The following is a 24,893-nucleotide window of genomic DNA, read 5'->3' on the forward strand; positions in this document are numbered from 1 at the left end:
CCCCCCGTCATGCCGGCCCCGGAGCCGTGGCGGCCGGTACTCGACCGGGTTCTCCCCCTCCGGCCTCACCCTGGCCGTCGCCACCAGCGGCGACCTCACCCTCTGGACCCGGCGGCGACTCCACTACGACGACTGACGGGGAGTCCTGCCGGGCCTCGTGCCAGGTCCGGATCAGCGCAGTCCGGCGAAGAGGTCGTTCTCGGGCAGGGCGGCGCCGGTGGCGTCCTGGACCCGTACGAAGGTCTCCGTGCCCATCAGCTCGCCGAACTTCTCCTTGCCCATCCTGAGGAAGAAGATGTTCTCGCCCTGACTGGCGTGCGCGGCCAGCGCGTCGAACTTCTGCCCGCTGAACGCGGTGGTGTCCACCCACGTGGTGATCTCGTCGTCGGGGAGGCCGATCTCGGCCATCGCGGCGGTCTCGGCCGGATCCGGCTCGGGCATGTCCGGATCAATCTCGCGCATGATCTCGCCGAACCGCCGCATCTCCGAGCGGGGCATCGTGGTCCAGTACACCTTCGGTGTCAGCGCGCTCATCTCCAGCGCCGCCATCGTGATGCGGTGGGCCTGGATGTGGTCGGGATGACCGTAGAAGCCGTTCTCGTCGTAGGTGACGACCACATCGGGTCGGTAGTGCCGCATGAGTTCCGCGAGCCGGGCGGCACCCTCCTCGACGGGGGTCCGCCAGAAGGATCCGGGGGCGTCGTTGCTGGGCCAGCCCATCATCCCGGAGTCGGCGTAGTCCAGCATCTCCAGGTCGCTGATCTTCAGCACCTCACAGCTCGCCTCGAGTTCGCGCCGGCGCATCGAGGCGACCGCCGCCGGATCGTGCCCGGGATCACCCGGCTTGACGCCCCCCGGTCCGTCCCCGCAACCGCCGTCGGTACACGTCACGAGAACCGTGCGGATGCCTTCCGCCGCGTACCGCGCGAGGACCCCTCCGGTCCCGGTGGCCTCGTCGTCGGGGTGGGCGTGCACAGCCATGAGCGTCAAGGGCCGGTCGGTCATGGAACAGTCCTCCTGCGGAGATACGTCTTGGTTTACTGGCCTGGCGGGCACACCGCGACCCTGCCACCCGGCTCCTGGTGGGACGGGCAACCTGGTGCCCCGCGGTGCCGGTGCCCCGGTCGGTGCAACAGCGCCGCCCGGACCGGCTGTTCCCGTCCGGCACGGTTCTCGAGAGGCAGGGGGGCGTCACGATGCCCAGTCGCACAGAACGCCGAGCGAGGGAAGCAGCCCTTCGCGCCGTCACCGTCCGACAACCCTGGGCATGCCATCTGGTCTTCGGCGGACTCGACGCTCTGCCCCGCCGTACCGCCACACCCCACCGCGGGCTCGTCCTCATCCATGCCGCACGCACCGAGGACCACGCGGCCAAGCTCCCGGCGGGAACACGAGAGAGGCCGGCCCCGGATCACCCGGGAGACCACGGACGGCGCCCCGAGCCGTGGCCCTGCCACTCCGGCCTGATCTTCGGAGTCGGTCACCTGGTCGACTGCTCCAGGGCCAAGGCGACTCCATCGGGTGACGGCTGGCTCTGGAGGTTCGCGGGGGTGCGCCCCCTGAGCCACCCGATGCCCGCTCGCGGACACCCGGGCTTGTGGAAGCCGCACCTCGGTGACGTCCGCGTCATTGAAGCAACGGATTCGTTCTGGTGAGTCCGCTCGTCGGTCCTCAGTCCCGCTCGGGCTCCCTGTCGGCGTGCCCGGTCCAGCGGCTGGACTCCAGCCACGAGCGGGCCGGTTCCGCCGCGCGCGTGGTGTCCACGGTGAGTTCGAGGCGCGTCCCGCCCCCGTCGCCGGCCGGGTAGCTGCGCTGTTCGGTGGCGGCGAAGCAATGACGGAGGACCTCCGCCACACGCCGGGCGGCGTCGGGCGAGGCGGCGGTGACGTGGACCTCGGCGTAACCGCGCGAGGGGGCGTCGGGCGATTCCATGGCGACCTCGATGTGCGGCGGGACCGGAGCGGCGATCACTTTACTCGACCACGTCGCCCTGCCCCGTGTTTCGGCGGCCGGCCCCCGGCTTCGCCCCCGGTGAGTGCCAGCGTGGTGAGTGACCGGCGCGCCGGGGCCGGTTCCGTCGTCCCGAGGGACGAGTTCCTGTACGGCGCTCGGGGCGCGGGTGCGGACGGCGCGAGCGGTGGTGAGCGCGTGGTGGCCCTCGGTGAGAACACAGCGGATCTCGATCTGCCGGTATCCATGAACGGCCCCAGGCGCAATCGGCGAATCATGCTGCTCAGGTCGCCGGCGACGGTGCCGCCCGGCCCGTGAGCAGCCAGTGGGCAGCCCGTGAGGACACCCACCCCTGCGCCCCGGCTGGACGGCCGCGACCCCTGCCTCGGCCCTCCGCCCGCATCCGCGCGCTCGCATCTCCCCAGGGGTCGGGGCCGGGGGCCGGTCTCCGCGCACACCGCAGCCGTCCGGCTAGGCCCGAAGAGACGTCCCCCGCAGCGGTGCCCCGGCCTGGTGGAGGCTGGCGAGCGCGAGCCGGTACGAGGCGACCAGCCCCGTCTCGGCATAGTCGACGCCCAGTTCCCGGCAGTACTGCCGGACGATGGTGCGGGCCTCGCGCAGGTTGGGGCTGGGCATGCTGGGGAACAGGTGGTGCTCGATCTGGTGGTTGAGGCCGCCGAGCGCGAGGTCCGTGAACCGGCCGCCGTCGACGTTGCGCGAGGTGAGTACCTGGCGGCGGAGGAAGTCGGGGCGGTCGTCGGCCCTCAGGATCGGCATGCCCTTGTGGTTGGGTGCGAAGGCGGAACCGAGGTAGACGCCGAACAGGCACTGGTGGACGGCGAGGAAGGCGAACGCCATACCGGGCGGGAGCACCAGGAACAGAGCGGTCAGGTAGACGGCGCAGTGCGCGAGCAGCAGCGTCCCGTCGAGTGCCCGGTGCTTGAGCGAGCCGTTGGTGATCGCCCTGCCGCTCGACACGTGCAGGTTGAAGCCCTCCAGCGTGAGCAGCGGGAAGAACAGGAACGCCTGCCAGCGCCCGAGCAGGCGCGGTAGTCCCGTGGCGGCCCGGGCCTGGTCCTGGGACCAGACGAGCACGTCGGGGGCGACATCGGGGTCGAGGTCCTCGGTGTTGGGGTTGGCGTGATGACGGGTGTGCTTGTCCTGCCACCAGCCGTAGCCCATCCCGATCGAGGCTCCGGCGATCCGCCCGGACAGCTCGCTGGCCCGACGGCGGCGAAAGACCTGCCGGTGCGCCATGTCATGCGCGACCAGGGCGACTTGACCGTACATGACGGCCATGAAGGCTGCGATCGCCAGCGTCCACCACGAGGCTCCGACCAGGACGAACGCGGCCCACCCGGTGGCGTAGAGCCCGGTCACCGCGGTGATCCGCAACGTGTAGTAGCCCGGGCGGCGCCGCAGCAGTCCGGCGTCCGCGATCCTCTTCGACAGCCGGGCGAAGTCGCTGCCGGGGGTCGCGGAACGTGGGGAGGTGGTGGCCGTGGTCATGGGGTCGAGACTCCTCATCAGTGGGCGGATGACACGGAGCGCCCGTGCGAGCAGGGGCGCGGGGGCCGGCGCGTACACGGCGGTGCCGCCGGGGTGTGCGGACGTACGCCCGCCCTTGCACCGGTTCGTGCCTGTGGCGGCACCTGTCACCGACGGGCACGGGTCCCTCGCCCGGCGGGCCACACACGTCCGCGCGGTCTCGTCGCCGCCGTCGGGCGCGGGGTTCGGGCTTCTCCGTCGTTGTCGGGCACGCGGTCGTCCAGCGCGGTGGCCATGAGGACGGCGGCGGCTTCCTCGGTCGCGTCCGGCGGGACCACCAGCAGATCCCAGCGGCCGATCCCGGGGGAGAGCAGGACGACCCGCTCCGGGGCGTGCGGCGGGGCAGGGGCTCTGTGCAGGCGTACGACCTGGTTGGCGACGAACATGCGCCCCGGTGCCGCCGACCAGGCCGCGGCGTCCACGGTGACGCCGGTGATGTCGCCCCACGCGCTCGGCAGCGCGGCGAGCACCTCGGGGAGCTGCGTCAGAAGATCGCGCGAGTACGGCCACCACACACCGTCGATCCGACGCGGCAGCGCGCCGTGCGGCGCGAGGCGCAGGCGGACGGGAGACAGGGGCAGGGCGGACGGTGCGACGGGAGCTGTGGCGATCACGTGGATTCTCTCTGACGAGGTGGGTGGCCGACCGGTGTCGGCAGGGCGGGGGTCCGCCCGGTGAGGGTGGCGGGCGAACCGGCCCGCTCGTGCCTGAGGACGGCGCCGACAGTCACCCGAGTTCGAGGGAGAGGGGTCGGCGGGCGTGTGCGGGGCGAAGGGGGGAACCCTTCCCGCGTGCTGAACGCCGGTGAATCCGGGGGTGGAGCCGGTCCGCCACCGGCGTGCCTGATGCCCTCGGTACCCTCAGCCTACTCCTCGGTGCGTAAAGGCGGCGTGACGGCCGGTAACCGGTGCCGTGGGCGTGAGGATCGGCGGCCAAGCCTCCCCCGCCCCTGACCCACGGCGTGTACATCCGTACCCGCCGCAGCCGTTCGAGCCGGCAGCCGGACGCCGGCGGAACGGATTCTCATCGACACCGGCACGGAACGTGCGGACCCGGGGCACGCCCCCCACGCTGCTCTACGCCACTGCGGCCATGAGCCGGGCAGCTGACGACGCGCTCGTCCGGGGCGGCAACACGAGCAGATCCCAGCGGCCGGCGGTGTAGGACTGCAGCAGGATCCTGTGCGGGTTGAGCCCCTCGGCGAAACGGTCGACCGCCACCTCGACATCATTGACGACGACCACACCGTGCGGACCGAGCCGCCAATGGCGGGGATTGACGGCCACGTGGGTGAGTCGGCCCCACAACGGATCGATCACGTCGGCGAGTTCGCCGAGTTCCCGTGCCAGGTCGCGGGTCCGTGGCCACCAGGCGCCGTCCGGACGGCCGAAACGGTTGGTGGATCCGAGGACCAGACGCGCGGCACGGGGCCGGAACGGTTCCGTGCGCGGACGGAGCTGAGTGGTGTTCGAGGTCATGATGAAAAGCCTGACTGCGGGCCCGCGTCGACCGACGGAACGCCCGGTGCTGTGTGATTCGAGGGCGGGACCGGCGGCGCCGGTGCGCGAAAACCCTCGATCTCCTCAGGTTACTCCCCGATGCGCCCGGACAGGAGTCGACGGCCTCACCGGCTGGACTCCGAGCATCGTGTCCCTGGGGAGTTTCCTGGACGTCAAGACGGCCCTTGGCGTACGGCCCGCTGGGGCGCCGCGAAGAGTACGCTGGAACAACCGGGGACACTCCGTGCACGGTCACTCGCGCCTGTGCCGTTTTCGGTGATCGAATACGCCGGGTCGGCCCAGGCCCGCCCGGGGCAGGGTCCGCGTGATGACTGCGACCGTCTCCCCTCCGATGACGCTTGAAGACCGGCGTCCCACGTCTCCTGTGCGTCTTTCGCTCGCTCCCGCCGGTTCTGCACCGTCCCTGCTGGACGGCGCCTGGTGGCCGCGGTCGCGTGATCTCACCGCCGAACTGCCCGCCCTCGTAACCGTTCTCGATCCGCTGTGGGGGCGGATCACCCGGGTCACGGTGAACCCCGCCCAGTGGCCGGTCGTCCCGCCCAAGGTGCCTGTCGCCGGGCACGGGGTGAAGGTGGGCTGGTTCCGCTACGAGCAGGACGAGCACGAACTCCTGTTGCTCTCCTACCGCGTGGGCCGCTGGAACCTGCTGGTCGTTCCCCCACGGACGCCTCCGGCCGTGGCCACGTGGCTGATGGCGGCGGCCGCCGACCCGCGCCGGACCGCCTCCGCGAGCAGCCTGGTGGCGGAGGCCGCGCGCCTGACGGTGACCGCCGAGTCCGACCGCCCGGGGGAAGCGGTGTGGGAGTCCGAAGGGGGGCCCGGAGCCGGTGCCCTGGTCCTTCCCGCGTGGGGCCGCGCGGTCACCGAGGCGCCGACGGAACGGCCGGAGGGTGAGTGACGGCGGCGGACATCCTCGTGACGGTGATCGTGCTGCCGGTGGTGTTCGCGGCAGCGCGTTCCTCATCCGTCGGCTGAACGCTCAGCACGGGGACGGGAGTACCGCCTTCCACTACGGCCGTGGCGGTGTCGTCGCGCCGGACCGGAAGACCCTTGAAGGGCGGATGTCACGCCGAGGGGCCGCCGTCGTGAACCCGTGTTCCCGGCCGTGAGCCGGAGCTGCACGCGGCCCTCGCCGGCTTCGACGCCCTCCGGATCACCGACGGGATCGGAGCAGGCGCCTTGCACGGGCCTACCGCGTACACCGTGGCCCGGTACAGGTGATCGGGACGCGGTCGTCAGCGCCCGAGGGCGGGGGTCGTTCGCTGTCGGGCCGAGGGCCGAGATGCCCGGCTGCTGCTAGCGTCCGGCACCGTGTGGGCTCAGGAAATCGTGGCAGGTCGACCGGCCTGGCGACGCACCCCCTCCGGCGTGGTCCTCCGGGCCGTCCCCGGTGGGACGTTCCGGATGGGCCTGTCCGACGCGGAACCGGACGCGGTTCGTGCCATCGAGCGGGTCGATGGTGCCGATGACGACCTCGACGCGTTCTGCGCCGGCGCTGACCAGGCCCGGCCGGTGCGGGAAATGCGGGTCGAGCTTCATTTGCCGGGTTCTGGCCCGTACCACTGGAGCGCCTGGCCTGTGACGGCGGCGATGCATTCGAAGTCCCGGTCGCGATGGAGGAGGGTCAGTCCCTGCAACTCGGCCGTGGCCGCCACCACGAGGTCGACGGCTCCGGCACTGCGGTGCTGTCCGCGCTGGGTGAGGATGTCCTGGACCTGCCAGGCGCGGTCGTAGGCGCGGTCGTCGACCGGCACCCAGCCGAAGAGCAGACGCAGGTCCTCGGTGCCTTGGGCACGGTCGGCGGCGGAACGCGCGCTGTAGAAGAACTCCAGCTCGGTGATGGGGCACGTGGCGATGAGCCCGGCTGCCGCCGCCTGGTCCCAGCCGTATTGCTCGGCGTCGCCGCGCAACAGCCGGGCGAGTGCGCTGGTGTCGATCAGGAACTGAGCGGCGTTCACCGACGGTAGTTCCCCTTGTCCTCAAGGAGGTCGAGATCGAAGGCGCCCTCGGCCGCCGCCGCCCGCAGGCGGGTGAGGGCCAGAGCCCGCCGCCGGTTCTCCAGCACCTCGCGCAGGGCGGTGTTCACCGTCTCCTTCTTGGTGCTGGTGCCGAGGGCCTTGGCCACGTCGGCGACCAGTTGATCATCAAGGTCTATTACGGTGCGAGTCATTGATGCACCTCCGCAGGTATATAGAGTGTCATCAAGTATATACAAAGATGTCGCTCCTGCTGGATGGTGATCGCGGCCGGCTTTCGGCGCTCCCTTGCCCAGCTCCCGCGATCGGTTGCCCTTGAGCGTCACGAGACGGCTGAGTGTTGAGGCCAGTGCGCCCCTCAGGTCACAGGCGAGATCGTTGACGTGTGCAGGATCGGCCATCCTGGTGCCTGCGTGGGGGAGACTCCTGTCCCTCGTTCCGCGTGCCGAAGGCGTAGCCCTCGGCGACGGCCATGGCGCCGCGGTGGACGCTGCGGAAGGGGTCGCTGCCGTCGTCGTCCATAAGGCGCAGGCGGGGTTCGTCGGCCTTGGGCGCGCTCAGCGAGAAGACATTCTGGAAGAGCTTCGTCTCACTCAGATCTCGGCGGCAGACCTTGTTCTGCCGCTCGGCGTTGACCTTGCGGGCTGCAGCGGTGACCGCTCCTCGGAAGCGTCCGCTCTGCCAAAGGGCGCGGGCGCCCTCCCAGACCCATGGGTGCATGGCCCCTGCGCTCAGAAGCGGGGAGTCGTCACTGAGGCGCCACGGCCCGGCTGGGCATCGCCAACCTGCAGTTGGGGCACGCGGAGGGCACGCCATCCTCAGATGGTCTAGAAAAGAAGAAACCCCCGGGTGAATGACCTGGGGGTTCAAAGTGGAGCGGGTGACGAGAATCGAACTCGCGCTCTCAGCTTGGGAAGCTGATGTTCTACCATTAAACTACACCCGCGTAAGACGCCGACCGAGGTCGGTGCCTGGACGCTCGGTCACTCTACCCCATCGTCGGCCCCCGGTGTTCGCGCCGTGGGGTCGACGTGCGTGGAGGAGTGTCGGACGCGGCTGCGGGCAGACGGAGTTGGGGCGTACGGTGGGCCCCGCGAAGGTGCCGGGAGGGGCCGGAGTGCCGCCTGGAGAGTCGTTCCTTTGATCCCGTACTGTGGCTTTTGTCGTCAGGGTAGTCAGCCAGACGCGGCTCTTGGGGAAGGGACTTGAAGGACTTGATGGATCACACCGTCCTCCGCTGTGCCGATGGGCACGTGTTCACCGCCGCCTCGTTCCCGATGCAGAAGGCCGAGCGACTCGGCCCCGGCCGGCTCGTCCGATGTCCGCGGTGTGCGCGGCTGCGGAGTGCCGTGCCGGTGGTGGGCGCGGTGAAGCGGTAGCACACACCCCGGGTGGGTTCGGGCGCGCGGCGCGGCGGCGGTTGTCGCAGCTCCGCGCGCCTTGCGTATCCTCGGTGCGTGCTTCTCTCAGACAAGGACATCCGGGCCGAGATCGATTCCGGGCGGGTGCGTATCGATCCTTTCGACGACTCCATGGTGCAGCCGTCGAGCATCGACGTACGTCTCGACCGCTATTTCCGGGTGTTCGAGAACCACCGGTACCCGCACATCGACCCCTCCGTCGAGCAGACGGATCTGACCCGGCTCGTGGAGCCGGAGGGGGACGAGCCGTTCATCCTGCATCCCGGCGAGTTCGTGCTGGCCAGCACCTACGAGGTCGTCTCGCTGCCCGACGACCTCGCCTCGCGGCTGGAGGGGAAGAGCTCGCTGGGGCGGCTCGGGCTGGTCACGCACTCCACCGCCGGGTTCATCGACCCGGGGTTCTCCGGGCACGTGACGCTCGAGCTGAGCAACCTCGCGACCCTGCCGATCAAGCTGTGGCCGGGGATGAAGATCGGGCAGCTGTGCATGTTCCGGCTCACGTCGCCGGCCGAGCACCCGTACGGGAGCGAGCGGTACGGGTCCCGTTACCAGGGGCAGCGGGGGCCGACCGCCTCCCGGTCCTTCATCAACTTCCATCGGACCCAGGTATGAGCAGGACGCGCGCATGAGTGAAGTACGGGAGAACCTGACCTACGAGCAGTTCGGCGTCGCGGTGCGCGAGCTCGCTCAGGCCGTCGCCGACGACGGCTACGAGCCCGACATAGTGCTGTCGATCGCCCGCGGCGGGGTCTTCGTCGCCGGCGGCCTGGCGTACGCGCTCGACTGCAAGAACATCCACCTCGTGAACGTGGAGTTCTACACCGGGGTCGGGACCACCCTGGAGATGCCGGTCATGCTGGCGCCGGTGCCCAACGTCATCGACTTCTCCCGCAAGAAGGTCCTCATCACGGACGACGTCGCGGACACCGGCAAGACGCTGAAGCTGGTGCGGGACTTCTGCCTGGACACCGTCGCCGAGGTCCGCAGCGCCGTGATCTATGAGAAGTCCCACTCACTCGTCCAGTGCGAGTACGTGTGGAAGCGGACCGACGAGTGGATCAACTTCCCGTGGAGTGTCGAACCGCCGGTGGTGCGCAGGGACGGGCAGGTGCTCGACGCCTGAGCGTCGGGACGCGTGGTGCGTGAGACACAGGAGAGGGCCCCCGGCGTCGCGCCGGGGGCCCTCCTGCGTGCGGTGACGGCCGCTAGAACGTGCCGAGCTTCACGATCGACAGCAGGGCGATCAGCTGGATCGCCGACGCGCCCAGCGCCTTCGGCCAGGGCAGGTCGTGGGAGCGGCTGACCATGAGGGTCAGCAGGGCGCCGGCCGCGACCCAGGTGGCCCAGCCCAGGATCTGGACGAAGGGCGCGTCGCCGCCGGCGAAGAGCGCGACGACCAGGCGCGGGGCGTCCGTGAGGGACATGATCAGCATGGAGAGGCCGACCGTGGGCTGCCAGGCGCCGTCGCCGCCGAGCTGGCGGGCCAGGGTGTGGGTGACCACGCCCAGGACGAACGCGCTCAGCACCATCGCCACGGCCGTGATCAGGACGATCGGGACCGCGTTCGAGAGGGTGGCGTTGATGGCCTCCTCGCGGGCGCCGTCGAAGCCGAAGACCGCCAGCAGGCCGTAGAGGAAGGTCACGATGAGCGCCGGGGCCCACATCGCGTAGTCCCGCATCTGGAGGAAGGTCTGGTTGGGGGCGAGGACGACGCCCTTCAGCAGCGCCTTCCAGTGCAGGCGGGGGCCGACCGGGCCGGGCGGTGCCGCGGAGCCGGCGCGGTAGGTCTCGCCCTGGTTGTAGGGGTCGTCGACGGTGAACGCCTGGGTGTGGCCCGGGTTGTTGGCGGCGTACGGGTCGTACGGGGGCTGTCCCCCGTGGGGGCCGCCCTGGGGGTGGCCGCCGTCCCCGAAGTACTCCGGCTCACCGTGCCCGCCGCCGTGCGGCTGTGGCCACGGTGAGCCGCCCGGGCCGGGGGCGCCACCCCCGTACGGCTGCTGCGGGTACGGCTGCCGAGGCGTCGCGGGACCGCCGTACGACGGTCCCTGGGGCGCCTGCTGTCCGTACGGTGGGCGTTGCGGTCGCGCGTGCGGAGCGCCGTTGTCCCGGCCGCGTCCGATCCTGAATCCAGCCACGCCTTCGAACGTACCTGGTCCCGGAGAGTGACGTGCGGGGCGTCGCCTTTCGGAGCGGCCTTTGCGGCCGAGCTGTGACATCCCTTACGGGACGGCCCTGAGGACTCCCTGAGGTCTTCCTGAGGACTCTCTGATCCTCCCGCGGCGTCCGCGCACGGTCGGCCGGTCCGTCGCCTACGGGGTCAGGAACGCCGACGTGGAGAAGGTGACCGCGGCCTCCGCCGCCACCAGGCCCTTCTCCGTGCCCCGGTACACCGCGACGGCGTCCTGTGTGTCGCCCCGGTACGTCCGCACCACGAGGTCCGCCAGGTCGTCGCCGTCGAAGTCGCCGGTGGTCAGCACCTGCGTGGTGCCGGTCGCCGCGGGCCGCACCGTGACCGCGCCCGCTGTCGTGGGCCCCGTTGCGCGGCCGGGGAGGACCCGTACCCCGTTGCCGCTGGACACCAGCTCGCTCAGGCCGTCGCCGTCGAGGTCGGCGGCGTCGAGCGTCGAGCCGGGGAGGTCGAGGGTGCCTCCCCCGCTGCTTGATGCGGGGGAGGCACCCCCAGCGGCGGTGGGGAGGTCGTAGCGCATCGCGGTGCCGCCCATGGCGCCCACGGCCGCATCCAGCGCCTTGCCCCTGCCGAAGGCGCCCAGGGCGATGTCGACACCGTCGGGGAGGGTGACGCCGGTGCGGGCGGGGCCGGCCGGGCCGCCCAGGACGACGGCCGCCTTGCCGGGGCCCGTCGAGGCGCGGACGACCAGGTCGTCGTATCCGTCGCGGTCCACGTCGGCGGCGGGGCCGGTCGGTGCCTCACCGGGGGAGGTGAGGGGCGCGCCTGCTTCGCGCGGGGCGCCCTCGCGGGTGAAGGGGCCGCGCAGGTAGCTGAGCCGGCCGGCCGAGGCGTGGAGGACCAGGTCCTGGGCGCCGTCGCCGTCGAAGTCGCCGCACACCGGGCGTTCGGGCCAGTCGTTGCCGTAGCGGGCCCGCTCGGGGACGGTCAGCGGGACCGCGCGGCCTGCCGGGCCGGACGGGGAGCCGAAGAGGAGCTGGAGGGGCACCGGGGGGCGGCCCTGGCCGTCGTAGGGCGGGTCGGTGGTGACCACCAGGTCGGTGAAGCCGTCGCCGTCGAGGTCGCAGCTCGCCTCGGCCTCGAAGACGGCCGGCAACTGCCCGTCGGTGGGCGCCGCGTACTTCTTCGGGGTGAGCAACTGCCGGGTGCCGGGGACCGGTCCGCGCGAGGAGCCGTAGACGATGCCGATGCCGGCGTCGTCCGCGTGGCTCTGCGCCTTGACGAGGTCGTCCAGGACGAGGTCGCGGTGGCCGTCGCCGTTGAAGTCGTCGGGGACCTCGCTGCCGTCGCCGCGCGGGACGGGGAGCGGGGCGGGGGCGGGGGCCTGGGCGGCGCGTACGGGGGTGGGGGCGGTGTCCTCGGTGGTGGGCGCCGTCCCTCCCTGGCCGCAGGCGGCCAGCAGCAGGCAGCCGAGGGCCGTCGTGCTGGTCAGGGTGCTTCTTCGCACGCGCACCGTACCGTTCACCTCGTCCGTCTCGTCCGTCTCGTCCGTCTAGTCCGTCGTCATACGTGGCTCAGGCAACGACCGGCTCATGATGCACGTGTTCGAGATACGGCGACACCCCCAGGTCCGGACGGAACCTGGGGGTGTCGGTCGTGAGGAGGCGCGGCCGGCGGCTACTTCACCGGTTCCGGCGTCGGCTCGCTCTCCGGCTCCGGCTCGCCCGCCGGGTCGGCCGGGGTCTTGACGGAGTCCAGCAGGAGCTGGGCGACGTCGACGACCTGGATGGACTCCTTGGCCTTGCCGTCGTTCTTCTTGCCGTTGACGGAGTCGGTGAGCATCACGAGGCAGAAGGGACAGGCGGTGGAGACGATGTCGGGGTTGACGGAGAGGGCCTCGTCGACGCGCTCGTTGTTGATGCGCTTGCCGATCCGCTCCTCCATCCACATCCGCGCGCCGCCGGCGCCACAGCAGAAACCGCGCTCCTTGTGGCGGTGCATCTCCTCGTTGCGGACGCCCGGGACGGCGGCGATGATCTCGCGCGGCGGCGTGTAGATCTTGTTGTGCCGGCCCAGGTAGCACGGGTCGTGGTAGGTGATGATGCCCTCGACCGGCGTGACCGGGAGCAGCCTGCCCTCGTCCACGAGGTGCTGGAGCAGCTGGGTGTGGTGGATGACCTCGTAGTCGCCGCCGAGCTGCGGGTACTCGTTGCCCAGGGTGTTGAGGCAGTGCGGGCAGGTCGCGACGATCTTCTTGGCCGACTTGGGCTTGCGCGAGGCGTCGGTGACCTTGCCGTCGTCGTCCATCTCCTCGCCGAAGGCGGCGTTGAGGGACATGACGTTCTCCATGCCCAGTTCCTGGAACAACGGCTCGTTGCCCAGGCGCCGTGCCGAGTCACCGGTGCACTTCTCGTCGCCGCCCATGATGGCGAACTTGACGCCCGCGATGTGCAGCAGCTCGGCGAAGGCCTTGGTGGTCTTCTTGGCGCGGTCCTCCAGGGCGCCGGCGCAGCCGACCCAGTAGAGGTACTCGACCTCGGTGAGGTCCTCGATGTCCTTGCCGACGACCGGGACCTCGAAGTCCAGCTCCTTGAGCCACTCCAGGCGCTGCTTCTTGGCCAGGCCCCAGGGGTTGCCCTTCTTCTCCAGGTTCTTGAGCATCGTGCCCGCCTCGGACGGGAACGCCGACTCGATCATGACCTGGTAGCGGCGCATGTCGACGATGTGGTCGACGTGCTCGATGTCGACGGGGCACTGCTCGACGCAGGCGCCGCAGGTGGTGCAGGACCACAGGACGTCCGGGTCGATGACGCCGTTCTCTTCGAGGGTGCCGATCAGCGGGCGCTCGGCCTCGGCGAGGGCGGCCGCGGGGACGTCCTTCAGCTGCTCCTCGGACGCCTTCTCCTCGCCCTCCATGGTCTTGCCGCCGCCGGCCAGCAGGTAGGGGGCCTTGGCGTGCGCGTGGTCGCGCAGGGACATGATCAGGAGCTTGGGGGAGAGCGGCTTGCCGGTGTTCCACGCGGGGCACTGCGACTGGCAGCGGCCGCACTCGGTGCAGGTGGAGAAGTCCAGCAGGCCCTTCCAGGAGAACTGCTCGACCTGGGAGACGCCGAAGACGTCGTCGTCACCGGGGTCGGTGAAGTCGATCGGCTTGCCGCCGGAGGTCATCGGCAGCAGGGCGCCGAGCGAGACGTCGCCGTCGGCGTTGCGCTTGAACCAGATGTTCGGGAAGGCCAGGAAGCGGTGCCAGGCCACGCCCATGTCGGTCTTGAGGGCGACCGTGATCATCCAGATGAACGAGGTCGCGATCTTCAGACCGGCGAAGAGGTAGACGAGGTTCTGGAGCGTGGAGACGTCCAGGTCCCGGAGGGCGGAGACGACCGGGTACGAGATGAAGAACGAGGCCTCGTAGCCGTCCACGTGGTGGAGGGCGCCCTCCAGCGCGTGCAGCATGAAGATGCAGACGCCGACGATGAGGATGACGGCCTCGACGAAGTACGCCTGACCGAAGTTGGAGCCGGCGAAGCGGGACTTGCGGCCCGGCTTGTTCGGCTTGCTCAGCTGGCGGATCGCGATCAGGACCAGGATGCCGAGCACGGTCATGGTGCCGATGAACTCGACGAAGACGTTGTACGGCGCCCAGTCGCCGATGACCGGCAGGATCCAGTCGGCCTGGAAGAGCTGGCCGACCGCGTTGACGATCGTCAGCAGCAGCGAGAAGAAGCCCACCGCCACGAACCAGTGCGCCACCCCGACGATGCCCCAGCGGTTCATCCGGGTGTGGCCGAGGAACTCCCGGACCACGGTGACGGTGCGGGCCACGGGGTCATTGGTCCGCAGTCCGGCCGGCACCGGCTGGCCCAGCCGCATGTAGTTGACGATCTGTAGGACGGCGCGGCCGAACAGTGCCACGCCGACCACGATCAGGACCAGCGACACGATGATCGCGGCGAGTTGCATTTGGGGGCTCCTCGGGCCTGCGAGGTGACGAGGGGGCGGTATTACTAAGCGGTAACTTAGGCAGTCCGTTCGAGACTACCCCCATCCTGCGCCGCACTGTAGTCGGACGTGCGGTGATCTGCGTCGCTGAGGCAACCCTGACCACGGGGGCGGCGTCCGGTGCGGCCGGGGAGGGGGGAGGGCCGGGTGGGCTGCGGGGCGCGGACGCGCCATTCGTCGCAAATCATGATATTCGACTTGGTTCGGGCATAGCTTAGGCCCGTGCTCTATGGGATCGCCGCAGCCACCGCCTCCTTTCTTCTCGCCGCCCTCCTCGCCGCGCTGCTGAGGGCGCCCGCCCTGCGCCTCGCCCTGGTCGACCGGCGACGGCAGCGGCCCGTGCCCCTGCTGGGCGGTGCGGCCGTCGTCCTGGTCACCGGCGCGGTCGCGTGGACCGGGGACCGGACGGGTGTCGTGCCGCTCGGTTCGGGCGTCGGACGGCTGCTCGCGGCCGGGGTCGCCGTCGGCGCGCTCGGTCTGGCCGCCGACGTCTGGCGGCTGCGGCGGCGGTGGCTGCTGGCCGGTACGGCCGTCGCGGCGGCGTGCGTAGTCCCGTACGGCGAGACGGGGCCGGTCGCCGGTGGGCTCGCGGTGGCCTTCGTCGCGGCGGTCGCTGTGGCCTTCCGGGGGCTCGACCACGCCGACGGGGTGGCCGGCACCGTGGGTGTCGTGACCGCCTTCGGGGTCGGCGCCTGTGCGGCGGCGGAGCTGATGGACGGGCTGGCGGTGCTGCTGCTCGCCCTGGCCGCCGCGCTGACCGGCTTCCTGCTGCACAACTGGCACCCCGCGCGGATCGCCCTCGGAGCCTGCGGGTCGCTGTTCGCGGGCTTCCTGCTCGCCGGGGCGACCGTGTTCACCCGTGCGGGGCACGAGCCCCTGGCCGGCGCGGGGGTGGCGTTCGCCCTGACGGCGCTCGCGGGGGTGGACGCCGTCCTCGTCCTCCTCTCCCGCCGCCTCGCCGGACGGCCCCTGCTGCGCGGCGGGCCCGACCATCTCGCCCACCGGCTGCGCCGACTGGGCCTCACCCCGCAGGGCGCGGTGGTGGTGCTCGCGGTGGCCTCCTTCTGCGGGGTGCTCGTGGGCGTGCTCGTGCACACCGGCTGGGCCGGTCGGGTGGCGGTGCTCTGGGTGGCGGGCGGGGCGGTGGCCGGGACGGCGGCGCTGTTGCGGGTACGGGTGTACGGGGCGCGGGGGGTAAGGGGGTCACGGGAGGTACGGGTGCCGGGGGAGCGGCGGGCGGAGGCACACGACGCGCGGCGGGCGGGCGAGGGCGGGTCCCGGAGGGTGGGCGCGGACGTGCCGTCCCGGCGGCGTCCGACGCAGGCCCAGGGGTCTCGGACGCCTCCCGGCGCAACCGGCGCCCCGGGTGAGGCGTCCTCCCGGGGGACGATTTTCCCGGTTCGTCAGTCCCGGCGGGCAGAGAAACCGCAGGTCAACGAGGTATTGCGTGTAAGGAACGGATAAGAGTTGAGTCTGCTCGACTCACCTCTGTTGACGCAGCGAAATGCGTCCTGCACACTTGAGCCTGTTCCACTCAAGTCAGCTGGAGGTTATTCACCATGGCACGTGCGGTCGGCATCGACCTGGGCACGACTAACTCCGTCGTCAGCGTTCTGGAGGGCGGCGAGCCCACCGTCATCACCAACGCCGAGGGCGCCAGGACCACGCCGTCCGTCGTCGCCTTCGCCAAGAACGGTGAGGTGCTGGTCGGCGAGGTGGCCAAGCGTCAGGCGGTCACGAACGTCGACAGGACCATCCGGTCGGTCAAGCGCCACATGGGCACCGACTGGAAGATCAACCTGGACGGCAAGGACTTCAACCCGCAGCAGATCAGCGCCTTCGTGCTGCAGAAGCTGAAGCGGGACGCCGAGTCCTACCTGGGCGAGAAGGTGACCGACGCGGTCATCACCGTCCCGGCGTACTTCAACGACGCCGAGCGCCAGGCCACCAAGGAGGCCGGTGAGATCGCGGGCCTCAACGTGCTGCGCATCGTCAACGAGCCGACGGCCGCCGCGCTGGCGTACGGCCTCGACAAGGACGAGCAGATCATCCTGGTCTTCGACCTCGGTGGCGGTACGTTCGACGTCTCGCTGCTGGAGATCGGCGACGGTGTCGTCGAGGTGAAGGCCACCAACGGTGACAACCACCTCGGTGGTGACGACTGGGACCAGCGTGTCGTCGACTACCTGGTCAAGCAGTTCCAGTCCGGTCACGGCGTGGACCTCTCCAAGGACAAGATGGCGCTCCAGCGCCTGCGCGAGGCCGCCGAGAAGGCGAAGATCGAGCTGTCCTCGTCCACCGAGACCTCGATCAACCTCCCCTACATCACGGCGTCCGCCGAGGGCCCGCTGCACCTGGACGAGAAGCTCACGCGCGCTCAGTTCCAGCAGCTGACGGCCGACCTGCTGGAGCGCTGCAAGACGCCGTTCCACAACGTCATCAAGGACGCCGGCATCCAGCTGTCCGAGATCGACCACGTCGTCCTCGTCGGTGGCTCCACCCGCATGCCCGCGGTCGCCGAGCTCGTCAAGGAGCTGACCGGCGGCAAGGACGCCAACAAGGGCGTCAACCCGGACGAGGTCGTCGCCATCGGCGCCGCCCTGCAGGCCGGTGTCCTCAAGGGCGAGGTCAAGGACGTCCTGCTCCTCGACGTCACCCCGCTGTCCCTCGGCATCGAGACCAAGGGCGGCATCATGACCAAGCTGATCGAGCGGAACACGACGATCCCGACGAAGCGGTCGGAGATCTTCACCACCGCCGAGGACAACCAGCCCTCCGTGCAGATCCAGGTCTACCAGGGCGAGCGCGAGATCGCGGCGTACAACAAGAAGCTCGGGATGTTCGAGCTGACCGGTCTGCCCCCGGCGCCCCGCGGCGTCCCGCAGATCGAGGTCGCCTTCGACATCGACGCCAACGGCATCATGCACGTGACCGCGAAGGACCTGGGCACGGGCAAGGAGCAGAAGATGACCGTCACCGGCGGCTCCTCGCTGCCGAAGGACGAGGTCGACCGGATGCGCCAGGAGGCCGAGAAGTACGCGGAGGAGGACCACGCCCGCCGCGAGGCCGCCGAGTCCCGCAACCAGGGCGAGCAGCTCGTCTACCAGACGGAGAAGTTCCTCAAGGACAACGAGGACAAGGTCCCCGGCGAGATCAAGACCGAGGTCGAGGGCGCCGTCGCCGAGCTGAAGGAGAAGCTCAAGGGCGAGGACACCGCCGAGATCCGCACCGCCACCGAGAAGGTCGCCGCTGTCTCGCAGAAGCTGGGCCAGGCGATGTACGCCGACGCCCAGGGCGCGCAGGCCGCCGGCGGCGAGGCTCCCGGCGAGGGTGCCCAGGCCGGTGACAAGGGCGGGGACGACGACGTCGTCGACGCCGAGATCGTGGACGACGAGCGCAAGGACGGTGCCGCGTGACGGAGGAGACCCCGGGCTTCGAGGAGAAGCCCGACGTCCCCTCCGGCGCCAGCCCTGACGACGCCGAGCCGAAGGCCGCCGCCCCCTCTTCGGAGGAGGTCGCGGCCCCGGCCGGGGACGCGAGCGAGAACGCGGGCCTGGTGGCCCAGCTGGACCAGGTGCGCACCGCGCTCAACGAGCGCACGGCGGACCTCCAGCGCCTCCAGGCCGAGTACCAGAACTACCGCCGCCGGGTGGAGCGGGACCGCGTCGCGGTCAAGGAGGTCGCCGTCGCGAACCTCCTGTCCGAGCTGCTTCCCGTGCTCGACGACATCGGTCGCGCCCGGGAACACGGCGAACTGGTCGGTGGCTTCAAGTCCGTCGCGGAGTCGCTGGAGACCACGGTGGCCAAGCTCGGCCTCCAGCAGTTCGGCAAGGAGGGCGAGCCCTTCGACCCGACGATCCACGAAGCCCTGATGCACTCCTACGCACCGGACGTCACCGAGACGACCTGCGTGGCGATCCTGCAGCCCGGGTACCGGATCGGCGAGCGCACCATCCGCCCCGCGCGGGTGGCCGTGGCCGAGCCGCAGCCGGGTGCGCAGACGGTCAAGCCGGCCGAGGAGAGCACCGAGGCCAAGGAAGGCTCCGACGCCGTGGAGAACAAGGAGAGCGGTGGCCCGGACGAGGGCTGAGCTTGAGACGACGAGGAAGGAGGGACGTCGGGGATGAGCACCAAGGACTTCATCGAGAAGGACTACTACAAGGTTCTCGGCGTCCCCAAGGACGCCACCGAGGCCGAGATCAAGAAGGCGTACCGGAAGCTCGCCCGCGAGTTCCACCCGGACGCCAACAAGGGAAACGTCAAGGCGGAGGAGCGCTTCAAGGAGATCTCCGAGGCCAACGACATCCTCGGTGACCCCAAGAAGCGCAAGGAGTACGACGAGGCCCGCGCCCTCTTCGGCAACGGCGGTTTCCGCCCGGGGCCGGGCGCGGGCGGCGGCGGCACCTTCAACTTCGACCTGGGCGACCTCTTCGGAGGCGGCGCCCAGGGCGGGGGCCAGGGCGCCGGCGGCTTCGGCGGCGGCCTGGGCGACGTCTTCGGCGGGCTGTTCAACCGCACCGGTGCCGGCGGCCCCGGCACCGGCACGCGGACCCAGCCGCGCCGCGGCCAGGACATCGAGTCCGAGGTCACCCTCAGCTTCACCGAGGCCATCGAGGGCGCGACGGTCCCGCTGCGGATGTCGTCGCAGGCACCCTGCAAGGCCTGTTCGGGCACCGGCGACAAGAACGGCACGCCGCGCGTGTGCCCGACCTGCGTCGGCACCGGGCAGGTCGCCCGGGGTTCGGGCGGCGGCTTCTCGCTCACCGACCCGTGCCCGGACTGCAAGGGCCGCGGCCTGATCGCCGAGGACCCCTGCGACGTCTGCAAGGGCTCCGGACGCGCCAAGTCCTCCCGGACCATGCAGGTCCGCATCCCCGCCGGTGTCTCCGACGGGCAGCGCATCCGGCTGCGCGGCAAGGGCACACCGGGCGAGCGGGGCGGACCGGCGGGCGACCTGTACGTGGTCGTGCACGTCAAGGACCACCCCGTCTTCGGCCGCCGGGGTGACAACCTCACGGTCACCGTCCCGGTGACGTACGCCGAGGCGGCCCTCGGCGGCGAGGTCCGCGTCCCGACCCTGGGCGGGCCGCCGGTCACGCTGAAGCTGCCGGAGGGCACCCCCAACGGCCGCACCATGCGCGCCCGGGGCAAGGGAGCGGTCCGCAAGGACGGCACCCGCGGTGACCTCCTGGTCACCGTGGAGGTGAGTGTTCCGAAGGACCTGACGGGGAAGGCTCGTGACGCGCTGGAGGCGTATCGCGAGGCGACCGCGGAGGAGGATCCGCGGGCGGAGCTGTTCCAGGCCGCGAAGGGAGCTTGACGGGAATGGACGGTCGTCGACGCAATCCGTATGAACTGACCGAGGACACCCCGGTCTACGTCATCTCGGTGGCGGCCCAGCTCTCCGGTCTGCACCCGCAGACCCTGCGCCAGTACGACCGCCTCGGCCTGGTCTCCCCGGACCGCACGGCCGGGCGCGGTCGGCGCTACTCGGCCCGCGACATCGAACTGCTCCGCCAGGTGCAGCAGTTGTCGCAGGACGAGGGCATCAACCTGGCCGGAATCAAGCGCATCATCGAACTGGAGAACCAGGTCGCCGCGCTCCAGGCCCGCATGGCCGAGATGCAGGACGCCCTGGAGGGCGCGGCCACGGCGATGCGCCAGCGCGAGGCGGCGGTGCACGCGTCGTACCGCCGTGACCTGGTCCCCTACCAGGAGGTCCAGCAGACCAGCGCCCTGGTGGTGTGGCGGCCCAAACGGCACGGACAGTCCCCGGACTGACCGGCTCGCGCGGGCGGCGAAGGCCCGGTGGTCGAGCGGCCTCCGGGCCTGTTCGCAACGTTGCTGTCTCATTGGTCCAGTACTTCTTGACGATTTAGTGAAGACAGCGTTGGCTTCCCTCACCTGGGTCACCACAACACCCGTGTGTCGGAAGGTAAGCGCAGTGAACAGCCGTGCCCGTCGTATCGCCATATCCGTGGCAGCGTCCATGATGACCCTCTCGATGGCCGCCTGCGGGGTGCTGGGCGCGTCGGAGAGCAGCGACAAGGCGAGCCCGACCAAGGGCAACGACATCACCGTGGGCCTGCTGCTCCCGGAGAAGGCGAACACGCGCTACGACCTCTTCGACTACCCCTACTTCAAGGCGAAGGTCGCCGAACTCACGCGCGACCAGGGCAACGTCAAGTACGCCAACGCCGAGGCGAGCGCGTCGAAGCAGGCCGACCAGATGCAGCAGATGATCGACGAGCAGGTCGACGTGATCGTCCTGGACGCGGTCGACGCGAAGGCCGCCGGGGAGGGCGTCCAGAAGGCCAAGGACGCCGGCATCCCGGTCATCGCCTACGACCGCCTGGCCGAGGGCCCGATCGACGCGTACATCTCCTTCGACAACGAGCTGGTCGGCGAGGTCCAGGGCCGCTCCCTCGTCGAGGCGCTCGGCGACAACGCGGACAGCTCCGCGAAGATCGTCATGATGAACGGCTCGCCCACCGACCCGAACGCCAAGCAGTTCAAGGCGGGCGCGATGTCCGAGCTGAACGGCAAGGTGACGATCGCCCAGTCCTTCGACACCGCGGACTGGAAGCCGGAGAACGCCGAGGCGAACATGACCGAGGCGATCCAGAAGATCGGCAAGGACAACATCGCCGCCGTCTACTCCGCCAACGACGGCATGGCCGGCGGCATCATCAAGTCCCTGGAGGCCGCGGGCGTCACCGACCTGCCGCCGGTCACCGGCCAGGACGCGGAACTCGCCGCGGTGCAGCGGATCGTCACCGGCGAGCAGTACATGAGCGTGTACAAGTCCTACCCGCAGGAGGCGGAGAACGCCGCGGAGATGGCCGTGGCGCGGGTCCAGGGCCGGGACATCCAGTTCGACGCGCTCGCCCGCGAGAAGGTCGACAGCCCCACCCACAAGGGCATCCCCGCCCAGCTCGTCCCCGTCGTCGCCCTCACCCAGGCCAACATCAAGGGGACCATCATCGCGGACGGCTTCTACAAGGTCTCCGACATCTGCACGGCCAAGTACGAGGCGGCTTGCGCGGAGATGGGGCTGAAGTAGGGCGGTGCGGTCCTGACGCACCGCCCGGGCATCCGGGAGGAGCCGGTGCTTTCCGGCCGCTGCGCCGTGCCGAGCCGTGTTGCGGACCCGGTCCGGGCCGCGCATAGTTGCGCTGCGGAAAGTGCCGACCGGGGGGTGGGATGGGCGATGGCCGGGCACGGGGCTCAGGAGCATCCACACGGTGCCGACCGGCTGTGCGCGGCCGGGGATCGCCTGTACTCCCGGGCCGTACGACGAGGCCGGGTGCCCCGCCGGGACGCCGAGCCGGTGCCCTGTCTCCTCGAACTGGCCCTGCTGCACCCCGATCCCGACGACATGGACTGGCTGGTGCCGACCTCCCCGCAGGAGGTCATGACCCGGCTGCTGCGCGGGGTCCACGACGAGGTCAGCGCGAGCCAGCGGCGGGTGGGTTCGGCGGTGGAGGCCTTCGAGTGGTACGCGGGGCTGGGCCGCCAGCTCCAGACCCCGGTCGGCACGGAGGGCACGGCGATCCGGGTCCTGGACGGCCTGTCCCGCATCCAGGCCGCCATGGACGAGGCGACGCAGGCCTGCACGACAGAGGTGCTCACCGTCCAGCCCGGTGGCATCCGGCGCGAGCACGAGCTGTCGGAGGGGCTGCACCGGGCGCTGGCGCTGCGCGGGCGCGGGGTGCGGATGCGGGACCTGTACACGCACGTCGCCCGGCACGGGCAGGGCCTGCTCACCTACCTGGAGCTGATGGGTGACGCGGTCGAGGCCCGCACCCTGGACGAGGTCATCGACCGGCTCATCCTCTTCGACCGCACGGTCGCCTTCATCCCGGCCAACACCGACCGCACGGTGGCCCTGGAACTGCGCCACCCGGCCCTGATCGCCTACCTGGTCACGGTCTTCGAACGCCTGTGGCGCCTCGCGATCCCCCTCACCGCCCCGCTCCCCGACACCGGCATCGAGGGCATCTCCCACCGCGAGCAGTCCATCGCGGCGCTGCTGGCGGAGGGACACCAGGACGCGGTGATCGCGGAACGGCTCGGCATAAGCGTCCGCACGGCCCGTGCCCACATCGCCCGCCTGTCGGAGACCCTCGGCGCGACGAGCCGCACGCAGCTGGGGGTGCGCATCGCCCAGGCGGGCCTGGACGGCTCCCCGCCCCTGCCGGCCGTGATCAGCCTGCCTGATCAGGCTCCTGGTCGAGGATCCCCGACCGCCCGATGAGGTACCCGAGCTGAGCCCGGCTGTCGCTGCCGAGGGTGGCGGCGAGCTTGGCGATGTGGACGCGTGCGGTGCGGACGTTCATGCCGAGGCGGTCGGCTATGGCGGCGTCGGTGTGGCCTTCGATGAGGAGGGTGGCTATGGCGCGTTGGCGGGGGGTGATGCCGTTCTGCGCAGGCGGTTGGACGGCGTGGGGATGCATGGGGGTGGCGAGGCGCCAGAGGCGGTCGAAGGTGTTGACGAAGTAGGCGATCAGGGCGGGGTGGCGGACTTCGAGGGCGAGGGCGCGGTCGGCGCTGGCAGGGATGAAGGCGACGGCGCGGTCGACGATGATGAGGCGCTCGGTGATCTCGTCGAGGCTGCGGGCTTCCACGTCGCCGGTCAGTTGCTCGTAGCGGGCGCGCGTGTATGGAGCGTGACGAACGGTGTGCTGGTAGAGCACGCGGATGCGGGCGCCTTGGTCGAGGAAGGCCTGGTCACGTCTCATGGCCCCTTCGAGGATGTGCGGGCGCTGGGTGACGCTCGGGTCGTGGGGCTGGATGGCGAGCAGCTCTTGCCGGCCCTCGTTCATGGCCTCCTCGATGGCCCGACCCGTCCGCTCCTTGCTGCCGAGGATTCGCAGCGTCGGGGTCTCCTCGTTCGCCGCGCTGTGTGCGCCGACGTGCATGAGGGACTCGAAGGTGTCGGCGATGCGCTGACAGCGTCGCCTCTCGTCGGCAATGCGGTCCTCCGAGGCGCGCAGCAGCCGTTGGAGGGCGACCGTCGGTGAGACGGGCTCCAGCCGGTTCACGTCGTCCACGGCCGGGTGCAGGAGCCCGATGTCGATGAGACAGGGTGCCGTTGTGGTCGCGACGCTGGACACATGACCCTCGCGCAGCGCCCGCGAGTAGAGCTCGAGACCTGCCCCGCACAGCTCCTCACCCCCGTGCTGGTGCGTCTCGTCCGTCATGAGCGGTGCTCTGCTCCCACGCTCGGGGTTCCCTGCTCCAAGATCCCCGACTGGGCTATGAGATAGCCGAGTTGGGCACGGCTGCCGCTGCCGAGTACCGTCGCCAGTTTCGCGATGTGTGCTCGGCATGTGCGTACGTTCATACCGAGACGGCGGGCTATCGCCTCGTCCACGTGGCCTTCCACCAAGAGCTTGGCGATCGAGTGCTGGATGTTGGTGATGCCGTCGGGGGCCGTTTCGTAAGGGGCTCCAGCGGTCAGCGGGACCGCTCGGCCCCAGATGAACTCGAACACCTTGACCAGATAGCGGACGAGACCCGGATGCCGGATCTCCAGGGCGACCTGGCGGTCGTCCCGGATGGGTATGAAGGCGACGGTCTCGTCACAGATGATGAGGCGTTCGACGAGTTCATCGATGGTGCGGTACTCGACCTTGCCGTTCGCGAACTGGTCAACGTAGGCGAGTCGTTCGGGGTTGTACCGTGCGGTGTGTTGGTAGAGGGTTCGGATACTCACCCCCCTCTCGATCAGCGGTTTGTCCCGCTCCAGCGCCTCCAGCAGGCGATTCTCGGCGCTGCGGGCGCTGCCGCTCGGCTGAACGGTGAGCATCTCGGTCCGGCACTGTGCCGTGGCCAGGTCGAGAGCCGCGTTGATGCGGTCCAGGCCTTCCAGCACGCTGATGGAGTGAGTCGGGGCAACGTCCTGGACGCCGAGGGCCATGAACGGCTCGAAGGCTTCGGAGAGTGCGATCGACAGCCGGCGGTGTTCGGTGATCTCGCGCTCGATGGGATTGAGCCGCCGGGCCAGGGCGATCGCCGCCGGCACCGGGCGCAACCATCTTGCGTCATCAGGATCGGGATGGAGGAGGGCGAACTCCATCAGGCACGGAGCCGACTCGGCATCCGTCCGCGATATGCGTCCTGTCCGCAGAGCACCCGCGTAGAGACGGCTTCCGGCTTCGCAGAGCTCGGTGACCGAATGGGGATGTGTCGCCTTAGTCCCATTTGATGTCAATTCTCCACCCCCCAGGGTCCTGAACGTGCAGGAACATGATGCACCGATTGTGTGGCCATGACGTGCCTGAATGAGCCATCGTCTTATCCGACGGGGGATAGAGGGGATCTTCAAGTGAGGACGAAGCCGACTATG

At 70.3% G+C, this 24,893-nt stretch carries 24 protein-coding genes and 1 tRNA gene; 10 read left to right on the forward strand and 15 right to left on the reverse strand.

What is annotated here, in order from left to right; translation table 11 throughout:
- Positions 1-171: 171 nt before the first annotated feature.
- From ACZ6EG_RS09705 to ACZ6EG_RS09725, 5 genes are all read right to left on the reverse strand, one after another.
- Positions 172-1,005 carry a PIG-L family deacetylase gene (locus tag ACZ6EG_RS09705; RefSeq protein ID WP_391970841.1) on the reverse strand — a complete coding sequence of 278 codons (834 nt, stop codon included), beginning with the start codon at positions 1,003-1,005 and terminating at the stop codon, positions 172-174.
- 666 nt (positions 1,006-1,671) lie between these two features.
- A complete protein-coding gene (locus tag ACZ6EG_RS09710) occupies positions 1,672-1,932 on the reverse strand; it encodes a hypothetical protein (protein WP_391970920.1) in 261 nt (86 codons plus the stop codon).
- A gap of 489 nt (positions 1,933-2,421) precedes the next feature.
- Complete coding sequence (locus ACZ6EG_RS09715; RefSeq protein ID WP_469603105.1) at positions 2,422-3,459, reverse strand: fatty acid desaturase family protein; 1,038 nt, start codon at positions 3,457-3,459, stop codon at positions 2,422-2,424.
- A gap of 146 nt (positions 3,460-3,605) precedes the next feature.
- Positions 3,606-4,112: a DUF5994 family protein gene (locus tag ACZ6EG_RS09720; RefSeq protein WP_391970839.1), complete on the reverse strand. Its 507-nt coding sequence runs from the start codon at positions 4,110-4,112 to the stop codon at positions 3,606-3,608.
- 462 nt (positions 4,113-4,574) lie between these two features.
- Entirely contained in the window at positions 4,575-4,976 is a 402-nt protein-coding gene (locus ACZ6EG_RS09725; RefSeq protein ID WP_391970838.1) for a DUF5994 family protein, read from the reverse strand.
- 349 nt (positions 4,977-5,325) lie between these two features.
- On the opposite strand from ACZ6EG_RS09725, the gene ACZ6EG_RS09730 reads away from it, so the two are divergent.
- The gene (locus ACZ6EG_RS09730) at positions 5,326-5,916 is read left to right on the forward strand and encodes a DUF5994 family protein (RefSeq protein WP_469603109.1); all 591 of its coding nucleotides are present in this window, start codon (positions 5,326-5,328) and stop codon (positions 5,914-5,916) included.
- 398 nt (positions 5,917-6,314) lie between these two features.
- On the opposite strand, the gene ACZ6EG_RS09735 is transcribed toward ACZ6EG_RS09730, so the two are convergent.
- From ACZ6EG_RS09735 to ACZ6EG_RS09755, 5 genes are all read right to left on the reverse strand, one after another.
- Complete coding sequence (locus ACZ6EG_RS09735; RefSeq protein ID WP_469603112.1) at positions 6,315-6,557, reverse strand: hypothetical protein; 243 nt, start codon at positions 6,555-6,557, stop codon at positions 6,315-6,317.
- The gene (locus ACZ6EG_RS09740; protein ID WP_391970835.1) at positions 6,554-6,976 is read right to left on the reverse strand and encodes a PIN domain nuclease; all 423 of its coding nucleotides are present in this window, start codon (positions 6,974-6,976) and stop codon (positions 6,554-6,556) included. The genes ACZ6EG_RS09735 and ACZ6EG_RS09740 overlap by 4 nt, the downstream gene beginning before the upstream one ends.
- A complete protein-coding gene (locus tag ACZ6EG_RS09745) occupies positions 6,973-7,188 on the reverse strand; it encodes a type II toxin-antitoxin system VapB family antitoxin (RefSeq protein ID WP_046249112.1) in 216 nt (71 codons plus the stop codon). Before ACZ6EG_RS09745 ends, ACZ6EG_RS09740 begins: the two co-directional genes overlap by 4 nt.
- Before the next feature lie 169 nt (positions 7,189-7,357).
- The gene (locus ACZ6EG_RS09750; protein ID WP_391970833.1) at positions 7,358-7,714 is read right to left on the reverse strand and encodes a TIGR02391 family protein; all 357 of its coding nucleotides are present in this window, start codon (positions 7,712-7,714) and stop codon (positions 7,358-7,360) included.
- Positions 7,715-7,866: 152 nt separating this feature from the next.
- Positions 7,867-7,940: transfer RNA gene (locus tag ACZ6EG_RS09755), tRNA-Gly, on the reverse strand.
- Between the two features lie 511 nt (positions 7,941-8,451).
- On the opposite strand from ACZ6EG_RS09755, the gene dcd reads away from it, so the two are divergent.
- Together dcd and ACZ6EG_RS09765 are read left to right on the forward strand one after the other, a co-directional pair.
- Positions 8,452-9,027 carry a dCTP deaminase gene (gene dcd, locus ACZ6EG_RS09760; protein ID WP_356602403.1) on the forward strand — a complete coding sequence of 192 codons (576 nt, stop codon included), beginning with the start codon at positions 8,452-8,454 and terminating at the stop codon, positions 9,025-9,027.
- A 13-nt stretch (positions 9,028-9,040) separates the two neighbouring features.
- Positions 9,041-9,538, forward strand: coding sequence for a phosphoribosyltransferase (locus ACZ6EG_RS09765; RefSeq protein ID WP_356602401.1), 498 nt, complete (start codon positions 9,041-9,043; stop codon positions 9,536-9,538).
- Positions 9,539-9,620: 82 nt separating this feature from the next.
- Here ACZ6EG_RS09765 and ACZ6EG_RS09770 read toward each other — a convergent pair whose 3' ends face one another.
- The 3 genes from ACZ6EG_RS09770 to ACZ6EG_RS09780 all read right to left on the reverse strand — a co-directional run bounded on the left by ACZ6EG_RS09770 (position 9,621) and on the right by ACZ6EG_RS09780 (position 14,503).
- Positions 9,621-10,631 carry a Yip1 family protein gene (locus tag ACZ6EG_RS09770; RefSeq protein ID WP_391970813.1) on the reverse strand — a complete coding sequence of 337 codons (1,011 nt, stop codon included), beginning with the start codon at positions 10,629-10,631 and terminating at the stop codon, positions 9,621-9,623.
- Positions 10,632-10,724: 93 nt separating this feature from the next.
- Positions 10,725-12,056: an FG-GAP repeat domain-containing protein gene (locus ACZ6EG_RS09775; RefSeq protein WP_469603119.1), complete on the reverse strand. Its 1,332-nt coding sequence runs from the start codon at positions 12,054-12,056 to the stop codon at positions 10,725-10,727.
- Positions 12,057-12,220: 164 nt separating this feature from the next.
- A complete protein-coding gene (locus tag ACZ6EG_RS09780; protein WP_391970811.1) occupies positions 12,221-14,503 on the reverse strand; it encodes a (Fe-S)-binding protein in 2,283 nt (760 codons plus the stop codon).
- Positions 14,504-14,764: 261 nt separating this feature from the next.
- Here ACZ6EG_RS09780 and ACZ6EG_RS09785 point away from each other — a divergent pair, with 261 nt between their 5' ends.
- From ACZ6EG_RS09785 to ACZ6EG_RS09815, 7 genes are all read left to right on the forward strand, one after another.
- Positions 14,765-16,006, forward strand: coding sequence for an MraY family glycosyltransferase (locus ACZ6EG_RS09785; RefSeq protein ID WP_469603122.1), 1,242 nt, complete (start codon positions 14,765-14,767; stop codon positions 16,004-16,006).
- A 95-nt stretch (positions 16,007-16,101) separates the two neighbouring features.
- Entirely contained in the window at positions 16,102-17,958 is a 1,857-nt protein-coding gene (gene dnaK, locus ACZ6EG_RS09790) for a molecular chaperone DnaK (protein WP_356602393.1), read from the forward strand.
- Complete coding sequence (gene grpE, locus ACZ6EG_RS09795) at positions 17,955-18,632, forward strand: nucleotide exchange factor GrpE (RefSeq protein ID WP_469603125.1); 678 nt, start codon at positions 17,955-17,957, stop codon at positions 18,630-18,632. The genes dnaK and grpE overlap by 4 nt, the downstream gene beginning before the upstream one ends.
- 33 nt (positions 18,633-18,665) lie before the next feature.
- The gene (gene dnaJ, locus ACZ6EG_RS09800; protein WP_356602389.1) at positions 18,666-19,862 is read left to right on the forward strand and encodes a molecular chaperone DnaJ; all 1,197 of its coding nucleotides are present in this window, start codon (positions 18,666-18,668) and stop codon (positions 19,860-19,862) included.
- Between the two features lie 5 nt (positions 19,863-19,867).
- A complete protein-coding gene (locus ACZ6EG_RS09805; protein WP_356602387.1) occupies positions 19,868-20,323 on the forward strand; it encodes a heat shock protein transcriptional repressor HspR in 456 nt (151 codons plus the stop codon).
- A 163-nt stretch (positions 20,324-20,486) separates the two neighbouring features.
- Positions 20,487-21,605, forward strand: a complete 1,119-nt coding sequence (locus ACZ6EG_RS09810; RefSeq protein ID WP_391970808.1) for a sugar ABC transporter substrate-binding protein — start codon at positions 20,487-20,489, stop codon at positions 21,603-21,605.
- A 147-nt stretch (positions 21,606-21,752) separates the two neighbouring features.
- Positions 21,753-22,799: a helix-turn-helix transcriptional regulator gene (locus tag ACZ6EG_RS09815; protein ID WP_469603128.1), complete on the forward strand. Its 1,047-nt coding sequence runs from the start codon at positions 21,753-21,755 to the stop codon at positions 22,797-22,799.
- Here ACZ6EG_RS09815 and ACZ6EG_RS09820 read toward each other — a convergent pair.
- Complete coding sequence (locus ACZ6EG_RS09820; protein WP_469603131.1) at positions 22,750-23,745, reverse strand: helix-turn-helix transcriptional regulator; 996 nt, start codon at positions 23,743-23,745, stop codon at positions 22,750-22,752. The genes ACZ6EG_RS09815 and ACZ6EG_RS09820 overlap by 50 nt on opposite strands.
- Positions 23,742-24,758: a helix-turn-helix transcriptional regulator gene (locus ACZ6EG_RS09825; RefSeq protein WP_391970806.1), complete on the reverse strand. Its 1,017-nt coding sequence runs from the start codon at positions 24,756-24,758 to the stop codon at positions 23,742-23,744. Before ACZ6EG_RS09825 ends, ACZ6EG_RS09820 begins: the two co-directional genes overlap by 4 nt.
- Positions 24,759-24,893 lie beyond the last annotated feature (135 nt).

This window comes from Streptomyces sp. NPDC041968, from assembly GCF_055589025.1.